The sequence below is a fragment of the Methanobrevibacter thaueri genome, assembly GCF_015062905.1.
Taxonomy (GTDB): Archaea; Methanobacteriota; Methanobacteria; order Methanobacteriales; family Methanobacteriaceae; genus Methanocatella; species Methanocatella thaueri_A.
This window is the reverse complement of sequence record NZ_SUTK01000004.1, coordinates 13,912-38,870: the sequence shown is the minus strand read 5'-3', so window position 1 is coordinate 38,870 and position 24,959 is coordinate 13,912. Positions and strand designations below refer to the sequence as shown.

Below are 24,959 nucleotides of genomic sequence, written 5' to 3'. Positions count from 1 at the left end.
AAGTTTTAAGAAAAAATAGAAAAAGGATTTCAGAACTATAAGTGTTCTGAAACTCTGTCTTTGATGATTTCATACATTCTTTTGTCGATTCCTAAAGGATCGGTTAAAACGATTTCACCATCGAATTCGACCGACTCGTCGTCATGGTCATGATGGTGGTGATGATGATGTCCGTGATGGTGGTCATCGTGATCATCGTGGTCATGATGGTGGTGATGATGTCCGTGGTCGTCACCTTCATAATCGCTCTCAATTCCTAACAATCCCGGAATGTCCCTTTTTGTGTGAAGACCGTGTGCTACAAAGACCGGCACTACAATGATTTTATCCAAATCGTTTTCAGAAGTTAATTTTTTGATTGTTTCCGGAATTCCCGGTTTTCTGATTTCCATGAACCCGTATTCAACCGGCATGTCTGGAAACTCTTCAACATACATTTCCTTATAAGCTTTAATTACCTCTTCACCATCGTCCAATCTGGAACCGTGAGATAATAATAATATTCCTGTTTTCTTATCTGACATAAATATCAACCATAATTAAATTTTAAGTTAAATTCTGTTAAGTTATCTTGATTAAAAAATTTTTCAAAAAAATATATGGAAAAATAACTATTTTCCCTCAATCATTTTAGCTAAAATATCTATTAAGATGTCATCTGCCTTTATAGGCTCCGGATATAATATTTCACCATCGAACTCGACAGGGGTCAAGTCATGCACGTGGTCGTGGTCCCCATGGCCATGGGAATGGCCGTGTGAATGCCCATGTTCGTGGTCATCCAGAAATCCTAGGATATGTGGGATGTCATGGGTTGTGTGCATTCCAGGAGCAATGAATACCGGTACGACAACCAGTCTTTCCAAACCGTTTTCATCAACCAGTTTATTGATTGATTCAGGTATGCTTGGACCGCATAATTCCATGAATCCGAAACTTGACGGCAATTCGCAGGTCTTTTCGAACTTATTGTATAATGCGGTTGCAAATTCCTTGTTGTAGTTTAGTCTGGAACCGTGGGTTACAAGCAGTATTCCGGTTTTAGCATTGTCATCCAATTCGGATTCAGCCAATGCTTCTTCAACCCTTTTATCGATGATATCCAATAGCTCATCTCTTGGTCCAATTGAACTTAAAAGTTCAATTTCACCGTCAAAATCAACGTCAGGAGCTATTGACAGGTAATGTTCCGGCGGATAGTTGCCGTCAGGACATCTTGGATCAACTTCAAGCGGCTCTAAGCCTAACAATTGTGGAATATCGATATTGGTGTGAATTCCTGGAGCTAAAAATACAGGAAGAGCAATGATTTTATCCAAATCATCCACTTCTTCTTTTAGAACATCTACAGCACCTGCAATTGTAGGCTCTGAGACTTTCATGTATCCTATTTCAGCCACAAGACCTGTTTTTTTGATAAATTTTTCTTTGATTTCTGTAAATACCTCTTCTGCGTAAGGCAAGGTACTGCCGTGACTTACGAGAATTACACCGGTATTATTTGATAACTTTGAATTTGTATCCATATGAGATTACTCCGTCTTCTCCATCCTCTCTAACTCTTCTAAATACCATTTCAACATCATCGCCGATTTCAAGTGAATCAACATCACAGTCGACGAGTTGGCTGGTTAATTTTGCACCTTCTTCAAGTTCAATGACTGCTACAGCATATGGAGCTGATTTTTTGAAGTCATCAGGTGCTGATCTAATTACTGAATAAGTATATATTTTTCCTTTTCCAGAAAATTGGAAAGGTTCGAGGTCTCCTTTTCTCCTACAATTAGGACAAACTACACGAGATGGGAAGAAAACTTCACCACAGGTGTTACATTTGGAGCCTATAAGATTATATCTTTGTTGTATATGACGCCATGTTCTTACAGTATCAGACATGTGAATCCTCCTAATAATTTTCAATATGTATACTTTATCTTAAATAATATAAATAGGTATTTTTTTTATTACTATTTTTGACATTTTCGCAAAATCGTATTAACATTAATGTGTAAAATCACAGGGTCGCACTTCAAGAAGTGATTTATAAATTTCAAGCCAAATTCTTAAAAATGAAAGCAAAAAAACCAGACTCAAAAGGCAATATTATTGTAGGCACCACCGCAATTTTGATTGTGGCGCTTCTGTTAATCTCAATTTTCGTTATAACTACAGTAACATTCATTCAAAATTCAAATATTGACTCCAAGAATAATGATAACTTCAAATACATTATCGATGACTATTCGGCCAATCTGGAGATTTTGGGAAGGGATGCAATAGCTGAAGCTACCCAAAAGGTTTACAATGGCCTGCCTGTAAGAGACAGCCAGGACCAAATAAAAAAGAACCTGAACAATATTTTAGAAGATAAAAACGAAGAATTCAAGAAGAAATATGATATTGACTTGTCTTCAGAAGTCATATCGGTTGAGCCTACGGATTCGCCATGGAAAGTCTTGTTCAAGGTAAAGTTAAATGGAAAAAAAGGCAATGATGAATTTTCACAGATAATTGAAAGAAACGCATCGATTGAGGGTTTAAGAGACCCATTGCCTATTGCAAAGCTGACAATAGCATCTGGCGTGATGGCATATGACGATAAGATTCATTACAAGACTGCACTTTCTGCATATATGCTCCTGCATAATTTCGACTCTCCGGAATCATATATCGAGGCAACGGCACCGTTGACTATGAAAAGGTGCCCTTATGACCCATACGTTCACCATGGTGATCATGGAGTATTGAAGGATTGTCTTGATAAGGGATACTTCCATGAAAGCGCTGACGGAAGCTGCTATCTGTGCAGACTGGAGGGCAAGGGGAAATGTCCGCATTATGGTATGGAGGTCTTCATCCAGACACATACCCCGCTTGGAAACGAATCGCTGTCGTGCTCTGACCATGTGGTATTTGCAGACCACTATAACGGCGAAAAGATAGATCCTGATGATTGGGACAGCTTGATTTTGGATGCATCACACAGAAAGAAATATGGGTTGGTGGGCAATGAGAGCTATTGAAATCGGAATGATCCTAATAATAATTTTAGTAATCTTCGGTGCAATCCTTGCATCGATTGAAAACTCGACTGAAAAGGCTATAAAAGAAGTGGAAACTAACAATATGGAAAAATTAACATCTGAAGTCATTGACAATCTGATAAACAATCCGGGGGTTCCTGAAAACTGGAATGAATATGGCAAGGGTACTCCCGGCCTTGCAATCGTCAATGAAGAGGGTCAGATAATTCCGAACAGTGTCTCGTATGCCAAACTGATAGCCCTTGGAAATGATTATGACAAGCTTGTATATGATAGATTGTTCACATCTAAACTCCACACTTCAATGGAGCTGATACCGAAGGAGAGCAGCATTTCAAGTATAAAAATCGGTGAAAGTGGTGAATGCGAAAACGTTTTTTCACTTACAAGACTGGTGAAATGTGATTTCTACAAGAGCTATGTCATCAAAAATTTTGAAACTGAAGGAAAATGCAATAGGCATCACACTCAGGACAAGTGCAGCTGCAACTACTTTAAGGTGTTTCCGGGCAATCTTAAAAGCTCGGATTACTATCTGTTGATTGATACCACTGAAGAATATGACCTGTCATACATTGTAGACACCACAAGAGTCGTGAAGGAGAAGTACTGGAAAACTACAATATCCGATGCAATCTATCTAAACGATGAATTCAAGTTTTATGATGATGACAGTGCAATCGTCTTCGTTCATCTTGACAAGCCCCACCCAAGGGCATTGCTTGTGTCTGTTCCGAAAAACTTCGATAAGAGCCTATTGGAGTATGACTATTTCAGAACCAATGAATGTGAACTCATTCTAAAAGCGTGGTACTAAATCAAAGCGCCCAATAGGAGCAGTGAAACTGAAATCAGGACAAAACTTGAAATTGAATCCGTTATGCTGGTTGAAATAGGAATTACGATATTGTCCGGATCCAAATTATGTCTATATGATGTAATGGAAACATAATAGACGATAATTACCATTATGGTCACTAAAATCAGCCCGGACATTGTGCTTATTTCAACTATCTTATCGAATCCGACACCAACAACTCCCAAAGCGAAAGATGATCCTTCAGCCAAAAGACCGATTAGAGGGAACACGATAATGGCTAAAATGAAGCTAATAATGAAATTATGAATGGCTTCTCCTTCCGGCTTATTAAACGGTTCTACCAGCCCTGAATGTAGTCCTGATGATAATCTTGCTCCCAAAATACTTATTAAGCTTCCGCTTTCTCCTGAAAACAGTGGCAATAGGGTCAAGAGGCTTGCATTTGTAAGCAATGTTTCAAGCGCTGAATTCAATATGCTTCCTGCTGCCCCTCCCAAAAAGGAACATAAAAGCAATACAGGTGTAGACTGCTTTAAAATTGTATTTGTCTCATAGGAAAGACGATAACAGTAAACAAAGCTAATGCATACTGCAATTAATACTATGACAAGAACAGCGTCCTTAAAAATAAAGCTGAAGTTCATTGCCTGAAGAATAAATATTGATGCAATGATAGCCGGCAGTGTAAGCAAATCCCCAAATGCTGCTATAATCGGACTTGTTATATTGTCCGGATCCCATCCGTGTTCGTAGCTTTTGAATGATACGAACATTGTAATAGGAAGCATTATCAAGTTTGAAATTATTCCTGCAAACACACAGATTAGCATGAAATCTATTAGACTCATGGACGGTTGATGCAGCAGAATACATAATATCTTAGCTATGATTGCTAAAAACAATGACAATACCATTGTCAAAACAAAAGATGAGTATATGTTATAGTTTAATTGCTCTGAAAACTCAAATTCAGGTGATATTATACCAATGTGCAGGTTAGTTGACAATCTTGATGCAAAAGAACCGAAAATATTTCCTCTCATTCCAATAGCACCAGGGATTACCACCAGCAATCCCGGAAATGTCTCAAGGAAAAATGTCATCTTACCTAAAATAAGACCTGCGCACAGGTCACCTATAGCACAAATAAAAAGAGCTATTAATCCTTCCTTAATAACTGATTTATGTTCTGCGTAAAAATCAGACCATTTTACAGATAGTGGAGTGCGAATCTTCTTCTGTTTGTCTGTCACACATATCACTACCCATAATCATTTTTTCACTTCCTAGTCTTCTTCTAATTCTTCTGGAATATCCTCTAAAGAACAGGTTCCTGCTGCTAATTTTTCAAGCAAATCAGCGCCTTCGTCTGTTCCTTTTAAAATTAAAGTATCATCCGGTAAAAGTGTAGTATGCTTATCCGGTCCATAAATCCATGATGAACCTCTTCTGATTGCAATTACGCGCATACCAGTACGATTTACCAGTAATAAATCACCTAAACTATTATTTGCAAGTTCTGATGAATCGTCAATAGTAACTCTGACTATGCTTTTGTCAGATTCTTCCATAACCATCTTAAATACAGGGTGTGGTTTAAACCCGGTTATCACCAAATCAGCCAAATCCTTAGCTGCGTTCGCTATACTTTCTGCAGCTTCTGCAATTTCAATCAATGCAGTCAATTTTTCTGCATCTTCATATGATCTGGCCGCTACTAGCGATTCCTTTTTGATTTCATAATTCATGGAGTTAACTTCATTTTCAAGTGCAATGACCTCTTCAGCTGCGGCTTTACTGTTGAATAAAACTGCTGAATAAGCTAAGTCCACCATTAACTCCGACATGTTTTTCATTTCTATTAAAAGAGTTTTAATTGTCAATTCAAATTCCCCTATAGATCATTTGGATCTGTTTTCAATAAGCATGCTTTTCTAAGTTTCAATAAAGTTTTCTTTTTGGTTTTCAAATCTTCAACATCTTCAAGAATGTTTTCTAAAGGCTCTCTTAAATATTCAGTGGCTTCCTTTGTATGCAGCCAGTGGCAGTTTGTACAGTTCCATACTCCCTTGCCCTTTATCCATTCTCCGCCTGTTGCAGAATCTCCGCATGGGTAAAATGGACAATAGCAGAAATCGCAGTATTGGCCATCCCAGTGGCAAGGATAGAATTCGCACTCACGATTTGGACCATGAGCCACTTCGCCGTTCAAGAACTTTTCATAATGATTTTGTGATAATGGATGGATTTTGGACCTGATAACATATCCTCTCGGTGTTATCATCTTGCCGTCCTGGACATAAGTTATGTCATTTCCGACAATCAGTGTGCAGGACATGTTCACGATGTCTTCAGTCAAATCCTTAGCTTCAACGATTGTTGCCTTTGGAGGCTCATAGGTACTGTCGACAATTCCTATCAATGCATCTTCACCTCTGATATCCAAAACACATTGCTTAAACCTTCTGAAAGGTTCTTTACGTGTTTTGCTTATTGGATTGTAGATTGCAACGATAAAATTCGCCTCAAGAGCATATTTCAACTTCTTTTCTATTTCTGATAATGGAGTCAAGATATTGCTCAAACTTATTGCAGCGAAATCATGTAAAGGAGCTCCCAAATGGCTTGACGCATAATTTAGGGCTGATACTCCTGGATAAACCTTTATTTCAACATCTTCATATTTGCTTACTATCTGATATAATACGTTTGCCATTCCGAATACGCCCGGGTCACCGGAACTGATTAATGAAACTGTTTGGCCTTCCTGACTTTTTTTAATCGCAAATTCAGCTCTGGCTATCTCATCGCCCATTCCTTTTTTGACGATTTCCTTTCCTTCAATTAAATCTTCAATCTGGTTAATGTATTTCTTATAACCAATAATGACATCAGACTCTTCAATAGCTTTAATAGCCGCTAAAGTCATATTGTCTCTATTTTGACCGATTCCTATTACATTAATCATTTATATCACTAGTACAATTTTAAAATAGAAGTTATTGCAATTGTATTTTCATCCACTCTAAGACCGTTTTCACCGTATCTGGCCTGACCGGTTGCCATGACCTTGTAAGACGGATTCTGACTGATAACAATCTGTCCTGATGCCTGACTTGGTGAAGCATAACCTAACGCCTCGATGTTGACGGTAATGTTTTTATTGTTATTGGTATCGTCGAATGTAGTTATGTTCATTGAATCAACATTAACACCATCTACCTGCGACAGGGATTCCATCTTAAGCGCAACATCCTTTTGATTTGAAACGTTGACTGGAGTCGGATCCTTAATCAGTGCCTCATTAACCTTTTGCGGGCTGAAGAAATCATGGATTTTCGAAATCTGCATGTCCACCAATCCATGGAAGTTAGGAGCTTCAGCTGTTACAATGGTATATGAACTGAACAGACCCAATTCGAAAAATACGATAAATAACACTATTATTAGTATAACTCTAAGTATTTTACTTGCCATTTTATCACAATCATTAATCTTTTATAAATATAGATTATATAATATTATAAATTATATGTTTAATATATAATAAACCTAACCCAAATTAACAGGCTGAAATAAATATTGACTTTTAAAATTCTCAAAGTTTATTAACATAGAAAAATAAATTTTTTATCAGTATGTCGACAAATAAAATTCTATTAAAATTTGCAAAAAAAGGAATAAACCTATCACCTGAAGCTTATGATAAAGTCATAAATGCAGAAAACCCTATAGATTTTGCATCCACTTTAATAGTTAAATTAAAAAGTGATAAGTTTACATCAAAGGACCTGGTTAGCGTCAGCGGTGAAACTATTGATGAACTCACCGGAACTAAAACCGTGCCTGAAAGCGATAATCAGGACACTTTAATCAAGTCCGAAGAAACTGAAAAGACTGTTGACAAAACACCACAGCCACCTAAGGAAGTTTCTCACACAAAGGCACAGCCACAAAAGAAGGTTGAAGACGAAAAGCCGCAACCAATTGACGATGAAAAGGAAATTAAAAAGCCTGATTCAATTGACGACCTTAAAAAGGAAAGCGACAAGCCTAAAAACTACGTTAATGAAACGATTCAAAAAGCTTCTGAAACCATTAAGGACACTAAAATCAAATTTAAAAGAAATGAACAGAAATCCAATGTTAAATATGACTTCAAAATCATTCAGGACACAAGTAAGAAATCCTATACCAGCGGTGAACTTGAAAACCTGATTTCCTATTTCAAAAGCAGATATGACAAATTGGCTAATATCCTGTCCAGGCGTCCTGAGCTTAGAAACTATACCAAAATTGCCGATATTGACGACAGCATGGAAAGCTTAAGTCTGATTCTGATGGTTCGCGAAATCAGATCAAGCAAAAACGGCCATAAAATCGTTGAGTTTGAAGATGATACAGGAAACATTTCCATTCTGTTTTCAAACAAAAACGAAGAGTTGTTTGCAGAGGCCGAAAAGCTTGTTAGAGATGAAGTTGTCGGTGTCATTGCCAACAAAAGCAGTGATGCGGGTTTCGCTTTTGGCCAACAGATCATAAACCCTGGTGTCCTAAGCATTCCTGAAAAGGAAATGGACTTCGGTATCGTATTCCTTTCAGACGTTCACATTGGAAGCCTGACATTTCTGGAAGATGCTTTTCAAAGATTCATTGACTGGATTAACTGTGAAGCCGGAGACGAAGAGCAGAGAAGAGTCGCTGAAGACGTCAAATACCTGATTATAGGAGGGGATATCGTGGACGGTATCGGAGTATATCCAAATCAGGACAAAGAATTGGCCATTAAGGACATTACAGAACAGTATAACGAAGCTGCCAGATTCCTAGGCAATATCAGAAGTGATATCAAAATCATCATTGCCCCTGGAAACCACGATGCATCAAGAGTTGCTGAACCGCAGCCTGCAGTTCCTGAAGAATATGCAAATGCACTGTATGAACTGGACAATGTAGAGTTCATTTCAAATCCTGGTGTCGTTTCCCTTGACGGAATTAATGTGTTGATTTACCACGGACGCAGTTTTGACGACTTGGTTATGGCTATCAAGAGCTTTGAATATGAGAAAAGCGATGAAATAATGATGGAATTATTACAAAAAAGACATTTGGCTCCAATTTATGGTGAAAGAACTCCATTAGCTTCAGAACTTGAAGATTATCTTGTGATTGATGAGGTTCCTGATATTTTCCATACAGGCCACATTCACATTAACAGCTATAAAAAGTATAAGGGAGTTCATCTGATAAATTCAGGTACGTTCCAGACTCAAACCGAGTTCCAGAAAATTTACAACATTAATCCTACTCCTGCTGAGGTACCTGTTATTCATAAAGGAAAATACAGACACTTTAAATTCTTATAGAGGTTATTTTTATGAAAAAAAATATTGCAGAAATTATTGACGTTTCTAATGAGATTTATGATAAGGGCTTGGTTTCCGGAAAATCAGGCAACATCAGCGCAAGATTTGGTAATGTTATTGCCATTACACCGACCCTGAAATCATTATCCAGCCTATGCGAAGAGGATATCGTGCTTGTTGATATGCAGGGCAATGTCCTGACTAAGGGAAAGCCTTCTTCCGAAGTTAACATGCACCTGGAAATCTATAAAAAAAGATCTGATGTTAATGCTATTGTACACACTCATTCGCCTTATGCAACAGGATTTGCATTTTCAGATAAAAAGCTTAAAAGACTTGAAGGTTTCGGACCGATTGTAACACCATATCTGCAATCCATTGACTATGAGAAGCCTGGAAGCGATGAGCTTGCAAAAAGCGCCAGTGAAGGCCTTGGAAAAGAAGATGTATTGATTTTAAAAAATCATGGTGTGATTTGTGTAAGCGACAGTTTAAAAGAAGCGATGTTACTTGCAGTTTTTGTTGAAGAGACTGCTAAAACTCAATTCATAACATTGATGTTAAATTCAGCTGAAGATAATGATTAATCTTCATCTGAAATTACGTTTTTGTTTCTGTTTTTCATTCCTTCTTCAATCATTTTAATGATTAATCCGGATAATGAAGTATCTTCATCAATTGCCATTTTCTTTAATTCTTTTTTTAAATCTACAGGTAAGTTTATTGTGGTTTTGCTTATATCTGACATGTATAATAATTCATTTTAATTAAATATATATTTTTCTAAATAATATGTTCTCATCACCAAAAACTATTTAAATCTATTACAGACAAATATTATCTTAATAGTTATTTTTACTTATTTTAATTATTTATTTTGGAGGGAGAATAAATGAGTAATCAAGCGATTGAAGAAGTATGTGAAATTCTTGACTATATTTCAGATAATAACACTGTTCCTCGTAACATCAGAGAAGCAGCTAGCCAATCTTGTGATTTATTAAAAGATGATGAACAAGATCAATCTGTAAGAATAAGTACTGTTCTTGGAAAATTAGATGAAATCAGCAATGACCCTAATATTCCAGTTCACGCAAGAACTTTAATTTGGGAAGTTCTATCTAAATTAGAAGCAATCTAATTTAGTTTTTTACTATTTTTTTATAATTATTTTGAAACGGCGATTGCTATTGTCACGCCATCATATGAAGTTTTTTTATATATCAATTTTGAATCGAAGCCTGCCATTATCAATGCTGACGGTTCACAAACGCCATAAATTCCAAACTTTGAATAAACGAATTCTGACTTGGCAACATCACAGGATTCAAATAGTTTCAATTTGTCAATTTCAACGAATCTGACAGGTATATTCATTTTTTCAGACAATTCCAATATGCCCTTTTCATCTTTTTTTATTTCGGCTGAAGTGAGCATGTTAACTCTTGAAGGCAAAATTTTCAAATCATCCAATGATTTCTTAAGCCCATCATGAATGAATTTACATTCCTTTCCACGCCTGCATCCGATTCCTGCAACTATTTTTCTCTCTTTCAGTACCATTTCATGACCGTCCAGGCTGACATGTATTTCATCTGTATCGACATCTGATGAATAGGAAAATAAAACATAGATTTCAAGTGTGACTTTTCTCAAATAATCGAAGAGATAATCGAAATTCCTGTTTGGATTGAGTGTGAATGTAATCTCACGGCCTTCCAATATGGCCTTATTGAAGAACAGGATCTCCTTTGTATTGTCAATTCTCAGATACAAATCCTTTGCAAGAACATCTATTCCCAATTTCTTGTTGACATCAGTGGAAGTTGTTATGACAGGTGTTGAGTCAATCAAATCTGCAACTTTGTTTGCAAGCTCATTGGCACCTCCCAAATGGCCAGATAAAGTTGATATAACAAATTTTCCATTGTCATCGATATTTATCACTGCAGGGTCTGTTACCTTGGACTCAACCAGCGGCGCAATTGACCTGATCAATATTCCAGAAGCCATTATCGCAATGATTGCATCATACTCATAAAATAAAATTGGAAAATGTTCTTTGACATTTTTATGATATAAGTCACATTTTATTATTGTGGAATCCATGTCCAATTTTTCCTTTAATCTATTTGCCAATTCATGACCCTTGTCGGATACTGAAATAATTGCAATTTTCATAATATCACATATATTAAAGCAAGTAAAAGTATAATTACTATTGTAAACAGGTAAATAGTCACTTTTGATAAGCTTACAGCTTTTGAAATATCCTCTTTTGTTATATCTTTATTGTCATCCCCTAAAATATAGGTATCTTTTTTGATCAGTTGAATGTTCAATGCCCCTGCGGTTGTTGCCATTGTGTATCCTGAATTTGGTGAAGGGCATTTTCTGGCATCCCTCATCATGATTTCATATGCATTCTTGCCGTCAAATTTCAATAGATAGGAAGAGATGACTATGAATATTCCTGCTATTCTTGACGGAATGAAATTCAATATGTCATCTATTTTGGCTGGTACAAAACCGATGTCCTTCAATTCATCTGTTTGGTATCCAAGCATTGCATCAAGGGTGTTTGAAATTCTATATGCCATTGGAATCGCCAGCAGATAAAACAGCTGATTGTCAATCGGATGCCATAAAATCAATGCTGCAAAAATAAAATAGTAAAAAACAGGTGCAACGTATGAATCCGTTATGTTTTCAGTCAGACTCTCGATTGTTGCAGAAACGATGAATGATTCTGTGAGCTCATCAGTGTCACGACTGACCAGGTATGAAACCAGCTGCCTTGCTTTATCGATGCTTTCATCGAGCGCTACCTTAACATCAACTGCAGTCTTCAACAGCATATTGACCGAAAATGTCGATGACAACAGTATCACAAATACAATGAAAAACAAAGCAAAGTTACAGCTGCAAATCAAATATATAATATATAAAATAATAATAGATACTGAATATACACATAAAACAACAAATAATCCAGATAACCTGTTTTTAACGTTTATGAATAGTTTTTTAAAGAAGTTGATTATAGATCCCATTATTACGACAGGATGTACCCTTGTGGGCAGCTCCCCAAATACCATATCTATCATCAATGATAATATCAGAGCAATTATAATAAATAAAAATAAATTAAATGATGTAATGGCGTTTATTTTTGTTGTTATTATACCATTAATCAAATTATTATAATCAATCATAGTTTAATTTATATAATTAAAAAATAAATAATTTATTATAAATTTTAATAAAGAATGATGATATTATGAATCTTGAAGAAAATATAAGACAATGGTTATTTGAAGAAGATTTGTTAAGAGAAGCCAAATATGATGAAAATGCTGATTTTCACTATATCATTGAGTTTCCAAAGGAAAATATCATGGATGTCGTAAAACCTGCTGGAAAGGACTGTCTGATCGTTGCATGTGCCACCCAGGTTGCCCAACAGCACTTGGACCTGATGAAACAGGCTGACAAAAAGACACAAAAGGATTTTATAATGGATTTGAACTTCGGTCTGAACAATTTTTTAGTCGATTTTGAACTTCAGGTTGCAAATGACATTTTACAGCAATTCGTAGTTACTGAACAAATATTTGAGGATGGAATAAGTAAAAATGAATTGTTTAGAACTCTTAAACGTGTTTTCAAGGCTAAACTGCATTGCATCTGGTTAATCGACAAGACTTTTGGAACACTTCAAATCAACATCACACCTTCCAATCAGAATGACATGTTCATTTAGAGAGGGAGGGGTGTATTTCAAGTGAAACGATTTCGTTGATATTGTAAGACTGAAGGGGTCTATTTCAACTGTAACACTTGAAATCTATCTTTTTTTATTTGGCTTATTTTCCTGATTTTCAATACTCTTTCTTCTTTGTTTTAAAATTCAAACGTTGAATCATGTTTTTTACACTTGAAATACATGTCTTCATTTTGGGCTTTTGGCCAAAAAATGTTACACTTGAAACGGACCTCTCTGTCTTTGTGATAAATCATGACAGTTTTTTCAAAGTTGATGTCCATTTGCCGATTAGGTCACTTTGAATGCATATTTTTTTGAGAAAATTACACTTGAAATCATTATCTTATATTTGAAATAATAGTATTTCACATTTAAAAATTAAATGATGAAAATCAAATATTTTTATATTATAAAATATTTTGTAGATTTATATTAAATTATACATATTTTTAATTAGTATTTTTCAATTTAAATCAATTTAATCAATTTAATTTTCAGAGATTTTCCAATTATTATTACATTTTTCATAACTTGTAATAAAAAGCTTTATTTATTAGCTGTTTTATACTATTAACACTGGAAATTATACTCACGACATTTTTGTTATTTATTTATTTTTTTAGGTGGGGAAGATGGCGAATATTTTTGAGGACGAACAACTTATTTCAAACAGAAGGAAAAATCAGATATTTAAAAACAAGAAACCTCTGGATCACAGATTTTTACCAGAAAAACTAGTTCATAGAGACGAGCAGATCAGAGAAATTGCAAGAAATTGGGTCGATGTTTTGGATAATGTCACTCCATCAAACGTTACATTATACGGTAAAACAGGAACAGGAAAAACAGCGGCATCCAAATTCGCACGTGAACAGCTGATTGAAGCTGCAGACAACGAAAACATCTTTGTAAAGATTGAATATATCAGATGTACAGATTTCACTACAGAATATCAGGTTATTGCTGAGCTGTGTAACAGGCTCGGACGTGATGTTCCAAACCGTGGATGGACAAAAGCAGAGGTTGTCAATGCATTCAGAAGCTTGTTTAGAACCAATGCATTTGGTAAAAAATTGCAGCTGATTGTTATATTGGACGAGATTGATATCCTGCTTGATAAGGATGGTGACGGAATATTATACACATTAACAAGAACAGACAATGTTGCAGTTCTGTCAATCAGTAATTATCTTGACTTTAAGAATTTAATCAAATCCAGAGTTACAAGCAGCCTGAACGATAAGGAAATTGTATTTCCGCCTTATGGCGCTGACCAGTTGGCTGACATTTTGTCCGAAAGGGCTGAACTGTCATTCAATGATGGTGTATTGAATGATGATGTCATACCGTTATGTTCTGCAATGGCCGCTAAAGAGGAAGGCGATGCAAGATATGCATTAGACCTTTTAAAGAATGCGGGCGAGTTGGCTTTTGATGATACCTGTGAAAAAGTAACAACTGATCATGTAAAAAGAGCTAAGGAAAGAATAGAGCATAATAAGGTTAGTGAAATTTTATCCACACTTCCGCTTCAGCAACAAAGACTTCTGTTGGCTATATTGACATTAACTAAGCAAAAAGAGGAAATCACATCCGGAAAACTTTACGAATCTTACACTGACATTTCCAAAAAGGATGCAGTTACATACAGAAGAATATTTGATTTCATCAATGAGCTTGAATTGCTTGGTATAATTTCTACAAACACCGTTTCACGTGGTCGTGGAAAAGGTAGAACCAATATTATCAAACTTCAATGTGACGAAGCTTTACTTGAAACAGCTCTTTTCTCTATTTAGGGTTGTTTTTAATTAAAGTTTTTAAAATCGCCATCCTGACCGGCACCGCATTTGCTGCCTGTTTGAAATATTTGTTGTATTTGGTATCGTCAACATCACCGGCGATTTCATCTATTCTAGGCAGTGGATGCATTACAATCAAATCCTTGCCTTCCAACATTTTTTTATTGATGATATATGATCCTTTTATTTTCAAATAGTCGTTAATGTCAACGAAACGCTCTTTTTGTATTCTGGTTACATATAATACGTCAACATCATCTATGATGTCCTCAATGTTATCGACTTCCACATACTCAACGTTTGTTTTATTTAAATCGTGTAGAATCTCTTGGGGCATTCTGAGCTCCTTAGGGGATACCAGGTAAATTTTAACATTATTGAATAAGGTAAGGGCCTGGGCAAGTGAATGTACTGTACGGCCAAATTTCAAATCTCCGATAAGGGCGATATTCAAATTGTCGATTGACCCGATTTCATTTCTTATGGTGTATAAATCAAGCAGTGTCTGTGTAGGATGCTGGCCAGCACCGTCACCTGCATTGATAACCGGAACATCAACTATATCTGATATGAATTTTGACACTCCTTCAAGCTCGTGTCTGATTACAAGCGCGTCGCTGTATCCTTCAAACATTTTTGCGGTATCTGCAATGCTTTCACCTTTTGAAACGGAACTGGATCCGCTGCTTGCAAATCCAATGCATTGTCCGTTGAAACGTTTCATTGCTGTTTCAAAGGATATTCTTGTTCTTGTTGATGGTTCAAAAAACATTAAACCTAGAATTTTTCCTTTTAATTCTTCTGATACTGCTTTAGATTGGGCAATATCTTCTAATTTTGAGGCCTCATCAAGAAGATATTCAATATCCTCTCTTTCAAAGTCTTTAATTGAAATAATGTTTTTTAGTTTGAAAATTTTAACCACCTTTTTAAATTATTCTTTCGATTGGCACAACCAGGATATCACGGGCACCTGCATTTCTTAAATCATTTACAAGTTCAAAAACTTCTTTTTCATCAATCACCGCTTGTGCGGCAACGGTTTTCTTTTCGGATAATACTTCAGATATTGTAAGACCGCCCATTGATGGCATCACTTCTTTTACTTTATCCAAGTCGCTTTCATCAACGTTCATCATAATCAGCTTTTTCCTGTCGGCATCAAGCACACCTTTTATGCTTGTACTTACGGCTTCAATTAATTCCTTTTTGTCTTTTAGGCTGTCATGATTTGCGATGAGTTTGATTGAGCTTTCCAATATGACATCAATGATTTCCAAATGATTCATTTTGAGTGTGGTTCCTGTACTTGTAAGGTCGGTTATTAAGTCTGCAATACCTATAAATGGAGCGGCTTCAGTGGATCCGCTTAACTTAACGATTTTCAAGTTCAATCCATTTTCCTGCAAGTATTTTCTTGTTAACACCGGAAATTCGGTAGCTACCTTCATATCATCTGTAATGTCATTGACTGAATTGATGTTTGATTCTTCGGGAGCCGCCAGGACCAGTTTTGTCTGTCCAAATCTCAGGTCAAGAAGTTCATGAACATCCGCTTCGTTTTCTTTAATCAGGTCCACACCGGTTATTCCGACATCTGCCACACCGTCATTGACAAATTCAGGAATATCGGATGCTCTTGCAAACATCACTTCGATATTTTCGTTGAATGTTTTGGAAATTAGTTTACGATTGCTTTTATCGATTAATCCAAGCCCTGCTTTTTCCAGGATGTTTATTGATGGTTCGCTAATTCTTCCTTTTGATGGAACCGCAATTTTTATTTTCATTATATCTTCTCAAATTTTTTTGTCTGATAATATATTTAAAATATTGTTATTTATAATCTTTTATTAATTAATATGAATATTAATACTATTATTTTTGAAAATTTGGAAATTCTTATTTTTCATTTTTCAAATATGGCATGATTTAGCGAAATATTTAAATATTAAGATAGAAAATATCTTATTTAACTTATTATTTGTTGATAATAATAAGTTTTAACAGAATTTATGTGAGGTGAAAATTATGTCTGAAATACCAAAAGCTCCTATCGCAAGGATCATTAAAGAATCTGGTGCAGAAAGAGTTAGCGAAGATGCAAAAGCTGCATTAGCTGAATACTTAGAAGAAGTAGCTCGTGATGTTGCTAAAGAAGCAAACAATGTTGCTAAAATCGCAAAACGTAAAACTGTTAAAGCAGATGATATTAAATTAGCTATCAAAAACTTATAAATTGTTTTTAGCTAACTTTTTTTTATTTTTTTTTTAAGGTGTTATCATGAATAATACTATTTTGATTAAAAACGCATTAATTTTAAACCCAAATAATTTTGAAAACAAAAAGCAATCCTTATTAATTAAAGATGATTTAATAGCTGAAATCGCCGATGAAATCGACGACAGCAATGTCGATAAGATAATCGATGCGGAAGGTAAAATACTACTTCCGGGATTAATCAATACTCACACTCACTTATCAATGACATTATTCAGAGGCCTTGCCGATGATTTGAGCCTCGACAGTTGGCTGAACGATCATATCTGGCCGATGGAAGCAAATCTCAATGGAGATTATTGCTATATTGGAGCTCTTTTGGGAGCAGTCGAGCTTATCAAGTCAGGAACAACAACATTTTCCGACATGTACTTCTACATGGAGGATGTTGCCCGTGCAGTTGAAGATGCAGGGATAAGGGCCGTCCTGTCATATGGAATGATAGACTTTGGCGATGCCGAAAGAAGGGAAGCCGAAATCAAGGAAAACATGACATTATATGAAGCCTGCAATGGAATGGCAGACGGAAGGATTAAGGTATTTTTCGGTCCCCACTCACCATATACCGCTTCCGAGGAACTCCTGATTAAGGTACGTGAATTGGCTGATGAACATAACATTGGAATTCACATACATGTTTCAGAAACCCAAAAGGAAATCAATGACAGTCTTGATGAAAAAGGCCTAAGGCCATTTGAATATTTGGAAAAGATCGGATTTTTAGGTCCTGATGTTGTTGCTGCACACTGTGTATGGTTAAGTGATGATGAAATTGAAATAATCAAAAGGCACGGCGTTAAGGTATCACACAATCCATGCAGTAACATGAAACTGGCTTCAGGTATCTCTCCTGTTTCCAAACTGATTGATAATGATATTTGTGTATCCATCGGTACTGATGGAGCTTCTTCAAACAATAATTTGGATTTGATTGAAGAGCTGAAAACCGCCAGCCTGCTTCAAAAGGTTTCAACTTTAGACCCTAAGGTTTTAACTTCCGACGAAGCCATTGAAATGGCTACCATAAAAGGAGCTGAAACATTAGGCTTGAGTGATGAGATTGGTTCTATTGAAGTCGGTAAAAAAGCGGATATTATTTTAATTGACACAAATAACGCCAACATGACTCCGGACAGTTCATCTTTATCTTCAAATGTAGTTTACTCAGCAAACGGTTCAAATGTCGATACCACTATTTGCAACGGTAAAATATTGATGGAAAATAAGAAATTAACCACTCTTGATGAAGATGAAATTTATGCTAGAGCCAGACAGGCAATAAAAGAATTAAAAGAAGCTATCTAGCTTCAAATTCTATTTTATTTTTATTTATTATTATACTCTTTTTCCATTCATCTTTAGTTTCAGGGAAATCGCTTCTGAAATGTGCTCCACGACTTTCTCTGCGTATGATTGCTGATTTAACAGTCAGGATACAGATTTCAAGCATGTTTATTACTTCAAGAGCAGTCACCAAATCGGTGTTGTATTGTTTTTTGTCGCTGACATCAAGGTTAACGAGCTCCTTCTGCATTTCCTGAAGTTGTCCCAATGCCTCGTTCAGGGTCTTTTCTTCACGGACTATTGCAACCTTTTCCCACATCAGGCTTTTGATTCTGTTTTTGAATTCTTTAGGTTTGATGGAGCCTTTTTTAATCAGGCCTTCAATTCTTGATGCCTCTTCTTGAACCATTTCATCATTTGTCTTGAGTTCACTTTCCTTTGCGGCCTTTGATGCGCTAACACCGGCAATCTTACCGAACACCTGAGTATCAGCCAGCGCATTACCGCCCAAACGGTTTGCTCCATGGACTCCTCCACAGACTTCTCCGGCTCCAAACAGGTTATCCAGGGAACTTGATGCGTCAGTGTTTATTTTCAGCCCGCCCATAAAGTGGTGAGCAGTCGGTGCCACTTCTATAGGACCGTGCTTGATGTCCACTCCAACATTTTCAAACTGCAGGACCATGGTTTCGAGCTTTTCGTCTATATAATCGTCATCCAGGTGTGAAATGTCCAGATATACTCCGCCGTTTTCTGTTCCTCTTCCTTCGATTATTTCCTGATAGATTGATCTTGCAACGACATCACGTGTGGCAAGCTCCATTTTTTCAGGTGCGTATTTGCTCATGAACCTTTCGCCTTCGCTGTTTATCAGCTTTCCGCCTTCTGCCCTAACGGCTTCAGTTACAAGGACTCCCTTTTTGGATTCGGGCGCAACCATTCCTGTCGGGTGGAACTGGACCTGTTCCATGTCAACCAGGTTTGCTCCGGCACGGTAAGAAATTGCATATCCGTCTCCATTCTTTTGGAAGGTATTGGATGTTACAGGGTATAGTTGTCCGGCTCCTCCGCTTGCAAGGATGGTCGCTTTTGCCTTGAAGTATATGAGGCTTGAATCTTTCAGGTTTAGGCCGGTTGCACCTATAACCTGATTGCCGTCAGTTACGAAGGAGGTAATCATTACCTCTTCGATGCATTCGATATCTCTTTTGATGATTTCCTCTTTAAGAGCATTCAACAGCTCTGCGCCTGTCCTGTCCCCTTGATAGCAGGTTCTTCTGAAGCTCTGTCCTCCGAATGGTCTCTGGTCTATTTCACCAGACTCTTGCCTGTCGAACAGTGCGCCATAGTTTTCAAGGTCAATCAATCTTTTTGGTGACTCATTGACGAGTATTTCAACCAGTTTCTTGTCGTTGAGATAGCTTCCACCTTTTAGAGTGTCGTTAAAGTGAGCGTCTATTGAATCATCCTTGTCGACGGTCTTGAATACTGCATTGTATCCTCCTTCTGCCATTCCGGTACAGCCTGACCTGAATGATAATCCTTTTGACACGATGAGTGCTTTTAGACCTGCATCATCAACTTCGATAGCTGCTCTTGAACCTGCTCCTCCAGATCCAATGATTAACACATCTGTAGAGATAGTTTTTATTTCCATTTCAATTACCCTGTAAAATTTTATTATATTATTACTATATTTTTCATCGTTAAAAATATTTATTAATCAAAAAAAATTAAATTTATAGTGATGAATCTATATTTCTTAAGTTAAATTTAAAACATTTCTTTGATTGTTTGATTAAATTGAAAATATAGTTTAAAATTTTGACACTTATTTAATTTGATATCATTTAATTAGAGGTTATTTCATGAAAATTGAAGGTGAAGTTAAGACAGGTTTGGGTAAAGGCTCATTTTTCATGTCACAGGAATTCTACTCAAACGAGTTCAGGAAAAATTTGGGTTTCGTTCCATATCCCGGAACATTGAATGTTGTTGTAAGCGACGAGTATCTGGATGAAATCAATGAAATCAAGGATAACTGTCAAAACATAATCAAGCCTGATGAAGGATTCGGGGCTGTAAAGTACATTGAAGCTGTCTTAAATGATGAAGTTAAAGGGGCAATAGTTTTTCCTGCCAAAACCGTTCATGACGTGAACTATCTGGAGTTCATTGCCGAGATTGCATTGAGGGACGAGCTTGGCATTGAAGACGGCGATATCGTATCTTTAGAATTTTGATACCATAAAGTATTTTATACATAACGAATATATTTTTTAATACGTTCTCGGGGCGGGGTGCAATTCCCCACCGGTGGTGATTTTGATATAATAAGTCCACGAGCACAAAGACGTGTTGATTTGGTGAGATTCCAAAACCGACGGTGACAGTCCGGATGGAAGAGAAGATAATAGTTATTTAGTTATTTTTAGCCCTGGTTCTAGTTATATAAGGAGATATTACTATGAATCAAGAAACAAATTTAGATAAAGCTTTAGAAGCTATAAGAAACGGTCAATTTGTACTAGTTTTTGATGATGATGACAGGGAAGGAGAAGTCGACATGATTATCGCTTCCGAATTTGTAACCCCTAAATCAATTGCAACCATGAGAAATGACGCAGGCGGTTTAATCTGCAACTGCTTACACGATGATTACTGTGAAGCAATTCATTTGCCGTTTATGGTGGACATCATGAAAGCGGCTACAGAAAAATATCCTGAACTTGCAGAACTTGCACCAACAGACATTCCATACGATGAAAGATCATCATTTTCAGTTTGGGCAAACCACAGAAAATCTTTCACAGGCGTAACAGACCATGACAGAGCAATGACAATATCTGAAATGGCTATCATGATGAAAGAAGAAAGATTTGATGAGTTCGGTGCAACATTCAGGTCACCTGGTCACGTATGTCTTTTAAGAGGAGCTGAAGGACTTGTCAAAAACAGGCAAGGACACACTGAAATCGGTCTTGCATTATGTGAGCTTGCAGGCGTAACTCCTGTCTGTGTAGTGTGCGAAATGATGGATGGCGAAACAGGTCAGGCCACATCAGTTGCTGATGCTCGCAAATACGCAGAAGAAAACGGATTGGTCTTACTTAAAGGCGAAGACATCATTAACGAATACTTAAAAGAATAGTTAAGGTGCTTCACTGCACTTTTTAGCTATATAATTGGCAATGAATTCCATTATTTGCTGATATTTGTAGGAATTATAAATGCTGAATGAGACGTATCTTCCGTCTCTCATTTTAATTTCCAAACCATTTTTCACTTCTTTTGATTTGTTTATTGCAGCTATTTTTTTCCATGGAATTCTTAGAGTTTTATTTTTCAGGGCATTTTCAATGTGAATTCCGTCATCCTTGAAACTGAGGATTCTCACGATTCTGCGGTTTTTGTCACTTGCAATCTGAATGTTGCCGTCCTCATCAAAGACATAATCGGGTATCAGGCATGTTGCCTTCCAGCCCTGTTTCATTTTCTTTAAAACGTGTGCACGGTCTTTTTTGGTCAGCTTGACGCCGGTTTCAGGACTCAGGTTAAGTGCCATCAAACCACCTTGCTTTTGATTTCATCGAATGTGTAGATTTTTTCAAACTCGACTTCACGGGCCATGCTGATTATCAGGTCAATGTCCAGGTTGCTTTCAATCAGATCCATCGCATGTGAGGTGAAAAGCTCATATCTTATTTCGACTTCCGGAATGAATCCTCTCATGTCGGCTGATTTTAGTTTCGGAAGCTTCAACACGTTTTCGACCTTTGTGTTGTTTTTGATGTATGGCACCACTTGGTCGAATATATCGTCATTGTAGACTTTGTTTAAAAGAATCGCTTCTACTGAAACTCCTAATTTTTCAAGCATGTTCGCATGTGAAACCAAATCAACGGCAGCTGATTCTATTCCACCCTTGTTCACGCCTGAAGCAAGTATCATCGGTATGTTTGATGACATGGCTATTTCCGCTGCTGAAAACGGAACCTTTTCGTTAAGTAGTCCTGTAAACACGCTCATTACTCCCTCGATAAGCACGATATCATAGTCTGATGAGTTGAGTTTCGCGACAGTAGATTCGATGTCGCTCCAGCCAAGGTGACCAATTTTTATTGATGCGAACTCTTCCATCCTGCCTTTTGTCAGGTAAAGTCCGGGAATAATGTCACGCACATCGGGACCTACCTTTAAAAGGGCCACTTTATATCCTCTTTTTCTTAGGGCACCGGCAAGACCAGTTACAATGAAAGTTTTACCACTGTCAGATCCATTGCTTCCAATCATGAGGTATTTAGGTCTTTTGTTTGGTGTAATATCAGGTATTCTTATTCCAGTGTTGATTCCAACCTCGCTTTGAAGGAATTTTTTGACTTCTCTATTTCTATTGTAAATCTCATCGGTATCTGTAGCGTCTATTTGTTCTAATAGATTATCTACAATAATGGGATTTTCATCCAGAATACCGTGAATCATGGTTCCGATAACATTGCCGTCATCGTTGCATGCACCTGAAAAGATGTTATAGTCGCCCTTTTCATTGGTGTCGCCGTAATTCATCCTTTGGACTTTTGAATAGAACAGCGGTTTTGCATCCCCTTCAACCTTACCGTAGGTATGGGTGTGGAAACCGTCAACGTCTTCAGTCTGTCCCTTCACTAAAAATGAGTTGTCAAAGACCTTTGCCTTTACACGGTCGCTTGTAATCAATGGTGAGAAATTCACGTCGATTATTCCAAGGCCGTCCTTAACGATTGGCACTGGGGATTTTCTTCCGATGTCTATCTGATTGGACAGTAGCTGAAATCCAGCACATATTCCAATGATTGGCTTCCCGGCTTTTGCCATTTTCTTAATTTCAGTGTTTAGGCCCATGTTAATGTCATTTGATTCAATAAGTGTTCCGCCGGGAATGATTAATGCATCAAGTTCATCTGAAGCCTTATTACCATTTACAAGTCCGTTTTCCTTTACAATGTCGGTTGGTAAGTTTCCAAAATCTTCAAATCCGGGAACCGCTCCATTGATATAAGCAAGTCCAATTTTTGTCATAAGAATAACCTCTTGATATTCTATTATATCTTTTAAATAATAAAATTTTAGAGGTGCATTTCAAGTGTAAAAAAGTTTATAAAAAAAGAAGTTTATTGAGTGTTTTCGAAAACACTCATAGCTTTGATAATTTTTTCGTCATCCAATGGTTTTGCCTGAATCTGCAATCCTACAGGAATGCCGTCAACCTCACCTGCTGGAATGCTTGCTGCAGGAATACCAGCCAGGTTGGCAATAACTGTCAATACGTCGTAGGCATACATTTCCATTGGCTCCAGTTCGGCACCGATTTCGTGAGGAAGTTTAGGCACGGTTGGTCCTACAATCAAATCGACATTTTCAAGCATTGAGGTGATTTCAGCTCTGATAACTGACCTTGCTTTTAATGCTTGCTTGTAGTATTTACCGCTGAATTCAGCTTCTGCAATATGTGAACCGATTTTGATTCTTCTTAAAACCTCATCTCCACAGACCTCTTCGATTCTGGAACCGTAATCCCTTCCGTCGTATTTTCTGGTTGCTGAGAAGAATTCAACATAGTTGATTAGGTAGTAAGTAGGCAGACATAAGTCAATGTAGTCGAAACTAACTTCAACAAGCTCTGCGCCTGCATCAACCAATTTTTGAATAGCTTTGTTGACTGTCTTGTTGATTTCATCATCAGTCACGTCAATGAACTCCTGACAGACTGCTATTTTCATGCCTTCTAAAGAGGTTTCTTCAAGCACTTCGGTAAAGTCAGGCTTTTCCCAGTCAAGTGTGGTACATTCGGTTTCGTCATATTTTGCAATAGTATTTAGAGCTAATGCTATTCCGCTTACATCGTTGGCTAGCGGTCCGATTTGGTCCAGACTCATGGATAAATCTAAAAGACCTTGTCTTGAAACGGCACCGTAAGTAGGTTTGAATCCGACTACTCCACAGTGTGATGCAGGGTTTCTGATGGATCCGCCTGTATCGGAACCGATTGAAATGTCACACATTTCAGCTGCAATTGCCGCTGCACATCCTCCGGAAGAGCCTCCAGGGATTCTTCCCATGGCAGCAGGGTTCTGGGTTGGACCGTAGTAGGAAGTTTCGGTTGAACTTCCGGCTGCAAATTCATCCATATTCAAAATACCGATGATTATTCCATCTTCCTTAAGGATTTCGTCAACAACAGTTGCATTGTAGCTTCCGTAGTAGTCTTCCAGGGTTTTGGAAGCTGCGGAAATAATCAGATCTTCAACATTAATGTTTGCTTTTATACCGAATACCAAACCAGCTAAAGCGCCGACATCTTCGCCGTTAGCGATTTTTTCATCAATAGCTTCTGCTTGTTTTAATGCATTTTCATAGTTTAATTCAATGAATGCATTAATTTCTTCGTTATTTTCATCGATAACTTTAATGAAGCTTTCTACATTTTCTTTAGCTGTCATTTCTCCACTTTTAATGGAGTTTAACTTTTCAATAACGTTCATTAAAACACCTAATAATCGTAAATTATAATATTAATATTTTATTTTTCAATGTTTATAAACACTTGTTTTTTTAAA

The 24,959-nt window shown here is 37.0% G+C and carries 27 protein-coding genes and 1 riboswitch; of the genes, 11 read left to right on the top strand and 16 right to left on the bottom strand.

Annotated elements, in window-relative coordinates:
• Positions 1 to 35 precede the first annotated feature (35 nt).
• The 3 genes from cfbA (E7Z79_RS01625) to E7Z79_RS01615 form a co-directional block, all read right to left on the bottom strand.
• Positions 36 to 524, bottom strand: coding sequence for a sirohydrochlorin nickelochelatase (cfbA, locus tag E7Z79_RS01625; RefSeq protein ID WP_303738237.1), 489 nt, complete (start codon positions 522 to 524; stop codon positions 36 to 38).
• Positions 525 to 611: 87 nt separating this feature from the next.
• Complete coding sequence (cfbA, locus tag E7Z79_RS01620) at positions 612 to 1,526, bottom strand: sirohydrochlorin nickelochelatase (RefSeq protein ID WP_303738236.1); 915 nt, start codon at positions 1,524 to 1,526, stop codon at positions 612 to 614.
• Entirely contained in the window at positions 1,498 to 1,896 is a 399-nt protein-coding gene (locus E7Z79_RS01615; protein WP_303738235.1) for a Zn-ribbon domain-containing OB-fold protein, read from the bottom strand. Before E7Z79_RS01615 ends, cfbA (E7Z79_RS01620) begins: the two co-directional genes overlap by 29 nt.
• A gap of 173 nt (positions 1,897 to 2,069) precedes the next feature.
• On the opposite strand from E7Z79_RS01615, the gene E7Z79_RS01610 reads away from it, so the two are divergent.
• Together E7Z79_RS01610 and E7Z79_RS01605 are read left to right on the top strand one after the other, a co-directional pair.
• Positions 2,070 to 3,023, top strand: a complete 954-nt coding sequence (locus tag E7Z79_RS01610; RefSeq protein WP_303738234.1) for a hypothetical protein — start codon at positions 2,070 to 2,072, stop codon at positions 3,021 to 3,023.
• Positions 3,010 to 3,861, top strand: a complete 852-nt coding sequence (locus tag E7Z79_RS01605; RefSeq protein WP_303738233.1) for a hypothetical protein — start codon at positions 3,010 to 3,012, stop codon at positions 3,859 to 3,861. Before E7Z79_RS01610 ends, E7Z79_RS01605 begins: the two co-directional genes overlap by 14 nt.
• On the opposite strand, the gene E7Z79_RS01600 is transcribed toward E7Z79_RS01605, so the two are convergent.
• Genes E7Z79_RS01600 through E7Z79_RS01585 form a run of 4 tightly spaced genes read right to left on the bottom strand, consistent with a single transcriptional unit; the run spans position 3,858 to position 7,341 of the window.
• Complete coding sequence (locus E7Z79_RS01600; RefSeq protein ID WP_303738232.1) at positions 3,858 to 5,117, bottom strand: magnesium transporter; 1,260 nt, start codon at positions 5,115 to 5,117, stop codon at positions 3,858 to 3,860. The two genes, E7Z79_RS01605 and E7Z79_RS01600, sit on opposite strands and share 4 nt — an antisense overlap.
• A 33-nt stretch (positions 5,118 to 5,150) precedes the next feature.
• Positions 5,151 to 5,747 (bottom strand): potassium channel family protein, encoded by a 597-nt coding sequence (locus E7Z79_RS01595; protein WP_303738231.1) that lies wholly within the window; start codon positions 5,745 to 5,747, stop codon positions 5,151 to 5,153.
• Positions 5,748 to 5,758: 11 nt separating this feature from the next.
• Positions 5,759 to 6,832 (bottom strand): precorrin-3B C(17)-methyltransferase, encoded by a 1,074-nt coding sequence (cobJ, locus tag E7Z79_RS01590; protein WP_303738230.1) that lies wholly within the window; start codon positions 6,830 to 6,832, stop codon positions 5,759 to 5,761.
• 8 nt (positions 6,833 to 6,840) lie between these two features.
• A complete protein-coding gene (locus tag E7Z79_RS01585) occupies positions 6,841 to 7,341 on the bottom strand; it encodes a hypothetical protein (protein WP_303738229.1) in 501 nt (166 codons plus the stop codon).
• 161 nt (positions 7,342 to 7,502) lie between these two features.
• On the opposite strand from E7Z79_RS01585, the gene E7Z79_RS01580 reads away from it, so the two are divergent.
• Both E7Z79_RS01580 and E7Z79_RS01575 read left to right on the top strand, forming a co-directional pair.
• A complete protein-coding gene (locus E7Z79_RS01580; protein WP_303738228.1) occupies positions 7,503 to 9,230 on the top strand; it encodes a DNA-directed DNA polymerase II small subunit in 1,728 nt (575 codons plus the stop codon).
• A gap of 11 nt (positions 9,231 to 9,241) precedes the next feature.
• Complete coding sequence (locus E7Z79_RS01575; protein ID WP_303738227.1) at positions 9,242 to 9,817, top strand: class II aldolase/adducin family protein; 576 nt, start codon at positions 9,242 to 9,244, stop codon at positions 9,815 to 9,817.
• Here the strand turns inward: E7Z79_RS01575 and E7Z79_RS01570 are convergent.
• Positions 9,814 to 9,978, bottom strand: a complete 165-nt coding sequence (locus E7Z79_RS01570; RefSeq protein ID WP_303738226.1) for a Met repressor — start codon at positions 9,976 to 9,978, stop codon at positions 9,814 to 9,816. The genes E7Z79_RS01575 and E7Z79_RS01570 overlap by 4 nt on opposite strands.
• A gap of 144 nt (positions 9,979 to 10,122) precedes the next feature.
• Here E7Z79_RS01570 and E7Z79_RS01565 point away from each other — a divergent pair, with 144 nt between their 5' ends.
• Positions 10,123 to 10,371: a UPF0147 family protein gene (locus tag E7Z79_RS01565; RefSeq protein ID WP_296782455.1), complete on the top strand. Its 249-nt coding sequence runs from the start codon at positions 10,123 to 10,125 to the stop codon at positions 10,369 to 10,371.
• Positions 10,372 to 10,397: 26 nt separating this feature from the next.
• On the opposite strand, the gene E7Z79_RS01560 is transcribed toward E7Z79_RS01565, so the two are convergent.
• Entirely contained in the window at positions 10,398 to 11,411 is a 1,014-nt protein-coding gene (locus E7Z79_RS01560) for a cobalt-precorrin 5A hydrolase (protein ID WP_303738225.1), read from the bottom strand.
• Positions 11,408 to 12,445 (bottom strand): cobalamin biosynthesis protein, encoded by a 1,038-nt coding sequence (locus E7Z79_RS01555; RefSeq protein WP_303738224.1) that lies wholly within the window; start codon positions 12,443 to 12,445, stop codon positions 11,408 to 11,410. Before E7Z79_RS01555 ends, E7Z79_RS01560 begins: the two co-directional genes overlap by 4 nt.
• Positions 12,446 to 12,510: 65 nt before the next feature.
• On the opposite strand from E7Z79_RS01555, the gene E7Z79_RS01550 reads away from it, so the two are divergent.
• A complete protein-coding gene (locus E7Z79_RS01550) occupies positions 12,511 to 12,993 on the top strand; it encodes a DUF2299 domain-containing protein (protein ID WP_303738223.1) in 483 nt (160 codons plus the stop codon).
• Between the two features lie 635 nt (positions 12,994 to 13,628).
• Positions 13,629 to 14,795: an orc1/cdc6 family replication initiation protein gene (locus E7Z79_RS01545; protein WP_303738222.1), complete on the top strand. Its 1,167-nt coding sequence runs from the start codon at positions 13,629 to 13,631 to the stop codon at positions 14,793 to 14,795.
• Here the strand turns inward: E7Z79_RS01545 and pyrB are convergent.
• Entirely contained in the window at positions 14,788 to 15,723 is a 936-nt protein-coding gene (gene pyrB, locus E7Z79_RS01540; RefSeq protein ID WP_303738221.1) for an aspartate carbamoyltransferase, read from the bottom strand. The two genes, E7Z79_RS01545 and pyrB, sit on opposite strands and share 8 nt — an antisense overlap.
• Positions 15,724 to 15,727: 4 nt before the next feature.
• A complete protein-coding gene (gene hisG, locus E7Z79_RS01535; RefSeq protein WP_303738220.1) occupies positions 15,728 to 16,588 on the bottom strand; it encodes an ATP phosphoribosyltransferase in 861 nt (286 codons plus the stop codon).
• Between the two features lie 241 nt (positions 16,589 to 16,829).
• Here hisG and E7Z79_RS01530 point away from each other — a divergent pair, with 241 nt between their 5' ends.
• Positions 16,830 to 17,036 carry a histone family protein gene (locus E7Z79_RS01530; protein WP_296782471.1) on the top strand — a complete coding sequence of 69 codons (207 nt, stop codon included), beginning with the start codon at positions 16,830 to 16,832 and terminating at the stop codon, positions 17,034 to 17,036.
• A 43-nt stretch (positions 17,037 to 17,079) separates the two neighbouring features.
• A complete protein-coding gene (locus tag E7Z79_RS01525; protein ID WP_303738272.1) occupies positions 17,080 to 18,384 on the top strand; it encodes an amidohydrolase family protein in 1,305 nt (434 codons plus the stop codon).
• Here E7Z79_RS01525 and tfrA read toward each other — a convergent pair.
• Positions 18,377 to 20,020 carry a fumarate reductase (CoM/CoB) subunit TfrA gene (gene tfrA / locus E7Z79_RS01520; protein WP_303738219.1) on the bottom strand — a complete coding sequence of 548 codons (1,644 nt, stop codon included), beginning with the start codon at positions 20,018 to 20,020 and terminating at the stop codon, positions 18,377 to 18,379. The two genes, E7Z79_RS01525 and tfrA, sit on opposite strands and share 8 nt — an antisense overlap.
• Before the next feature lie 211 nt (positions 20,021 to 20,231).
• Between tfrA and E7Z79_RS01515 the strand changes: the two genes are divergently transcribed.
• A complete protein-coding gene (locus E7Z79_RS01515) occupies positions 20,232 to 20,606 on the top strand; it encodes a DUF120 domain-containing protein (RefSeq protein ID WP_303738218.1) in 375 nt (124 codons plus the stop codon).
• A 39-nt stretch (positions 20,607 to 20,645) separates the two neighbouring features.
• Positions 20,646 to 20,777, top strand: a riboswitch (FMN riboswitch).
• 53 nt (positions 20,778 to 20,830) lie between these two features.
• A complete protein-coding gene (gene ribB, locus E7Z79_RS01510) occupies positions 20,831 to 21,514 on the top strand; it encodes a 3,4-dihydroxy-2-butanone-4-phosphate synthase (protein WP_303738217.1) in 684 nt (227 codons plus the stop codon).
• Here ribB and E7Z79_RS01505 read toward each other — a convergent pair whose 3' ends face one another.
• From E7Z79_RS01505 to gatA, 3 genes are all read right to left on the bottom strand, one after another.
• Positions 21,515 to 21,928 carry a hypothetical protein gene (locus tag E7Z79_RS01505; protein ID WP_303738216.1) on the bottom strand — a complete coding sequence of 138 codons (414 nt, stop codon included), beginning with the start codon at positions 21,926 to 21,928 and terminating at the stop codon, positions 21,515 to 21,517.
• Complete coding sequence (locus tag E7Z79_RS01500) at positions 21,928 to 23,421, bottom strand: DJ-1/PfpI family protein (protein ID WP_303738215.1); 1,494 nt, start codon at positions 23,419 to 23,421, stop codon at positions 21,928 to 21,930. The genes E7Z79_RS01505 and E7Z79_RS01500 overlap by 1 nt, the downstream gene beginning before the upstream one ends.
• Positions 23,422 to 23,513: 92 nt before the next feature.
• The gene (gene gatA, locus E7Z79_RS01495) at positions 23,514 to 24,884 is read right to left on the bottom strand and encodes an Asp-tRNA(Asn)/Glu-tRNA(Gln) amidotransferase subunit GatA (RefSeq protein WP_303738214.1); all 1,371 of its coding nucleotides are present in this window, start codon (positions 24,882 to 24,884) and stop codon (positions 23,514 to 23,516) included.
• Positions 24,885 to 24,959 lie beyond the last annotated feature (75 nt).

Excerpts from the sequence above, each read along its gene's own strand:
- tfrA (WP_303738219.1), bottom strand. The coding sequence starts at position 20,020 with ATGGAAATAAAAACTATCTCTACAGATGTGTTAATCATTGGATCTGGA.
- cfbA (WP_303738237.1), bottom strand. The coding sequence starts at position 524 with ATGTCAGATAAGAAAACAGGAATATTATTATTATCTCACGGTTCCAGA.
- E7Z79_RS01505 (WP_303738216.1), bottom strand. The coding sequence starts at position 21,928 with ATGGCACTTAACCTGAGTCCTGAAACCGGCGTCAAGCTGACCAAAAAA.
- E7Z79_RS01615 (WP_303738235.1), bottom strand. The coding sequence starts at position 1,896 with ATGTCTGATACTGTAAGAACATGGCGTCATATACAACAAAGATATAAT.
- E7Z79_RS01545 (WP_303738222.1), top strand. The coding sequence starts at position 13,629 with ATGGCGAATATTTTTGAGGACGAACAACTTATTTCAAACAGAAGGAAA.
- cfbA (WP_303738236.1), bottom strand. The coding sequence starts at position 1,526 with ATGGATACAAATTCAAAGTTATCAAATAATACCGGTGTAATTCTCGTA.
- cobJ (WP_303738230.1), bottom strand. The coding sequence starts at position 6,832 with ATGATTAATGTAATAGGAATCGGTCAAAATAGAGACAATATGACTTTA.
- E7Z79_RS01515 (WP_303738218.1), top strand. The coding sequence starts at position 20,232 with ATGAAAATTGAAGGTGAAGTTAAGACAGGTTTGGGTAAAGGCTCATTT.
- E7Z79_RS01550 (WP_303738223.1), top strand. The coding sequence starts at position 12,511 with ATGAATCTTGAAGAAAATATAAGACAATGGTTATTTGAAGAAGATTTG.
- E7Z79_RS01565 (WP_296782455.1), top strand. The coding sequence starts at position 10,123 with ATGAGTAATCAAGCGATTGAAGAAGTATGTGAAATTCTTGACTATATT.
- E7Z79_RS01500 (WP_303738215.1), bottom strand. The coding sequence starts at position 23,421 with ATGACAAAAATTGGACTTGCTTATATCAATGGAGCGGTTCCCGGATTT.
- E7Z79_RS01570 (WP_303738226.1), bottom strand. The coding sequence starts at position 9,978 with ATGTCAGATATAAGCAAAACCACAATAAACTTACCTGTAGATTTAAAA.
- E7Z79_RS01560 (WP_303738225.1), bottom strand. The coding sequence starts at position 11,411 with ATGAAAATTGCAATTATTTCAGTATCCGACAAGGGTCATGAATTGGCA.
- ribB (WP_303738217.1), top strand. The coding sequence starts at position 20,831 with ATGAATCAAGAAACAAATTTAGATAAAGCTTTAGAAGCTATAAGAAAC.
- E7Z79_RS01555 (WP_303738224.1), bottom strand. The coding sequence starts at position 12,445 with ATGATTGATTATAATAATTTGATTAATGGTATAATAACAACAAAAATA.
- E7Z79_RS01610 (WP_303738234.1), top strand. The coding sequence starts at position 2,070 with ATGAAAGCAAAAAAACCAGACTCAAAAGGCAATATTATTGTAGGCACC.
- gatA (WP_303738214.1), bottom strand. The coding sequence starts at position 24,884 with ATGAACGTTATTGAAAAGTTAAACTCCATTAAAAGTGGAGAAATGACA.
- E7Z79_RS01580 (WP_303738228.1), top strand. The coding sequence starts at position 7,503 with ATGTCGACAAATAAAATTCTATTAAAATTTGCAAAAAAAGGAATAAAC.
- E7Z79_RS01575 (WP_303738227.1), top strand. The coding sequence starts at position 9,242 with ATGAAAAAAAATATTGCAGAAATTATTGACGTTTCTAATGAGATTTAT.
- E7Z79_RS01585 (WP_303738229.1), bottom strand. The coding sequence starts at position 7,341 with ATGGCAAGTAAAATACTTAGAGTTATACTAATAATAGTGTTATTTATC.
- E7Z79_RS01530 (WP_296782471.1), top strand. The coding sequence starts at position 16,830 with ATGTCTGAAATACCAAAAGCTCCTATCGCAAGGATCATTAAAGAATCT.
- E7Z79_RS01605 (WP_303738233.1), top strand. The coding sequence starts at position 3,010 with ATGAGAGCTATTGAAATCGGAATGATCCTAATAATAATTTTAGTAATC.
- hisG (WP_303738220.1), bottom strand. The coding sequence starts at position 16,588 with ATGAAAATAAAAATTGCGGTTCCATCAAAAGGAAGAATTAGCGAACCA.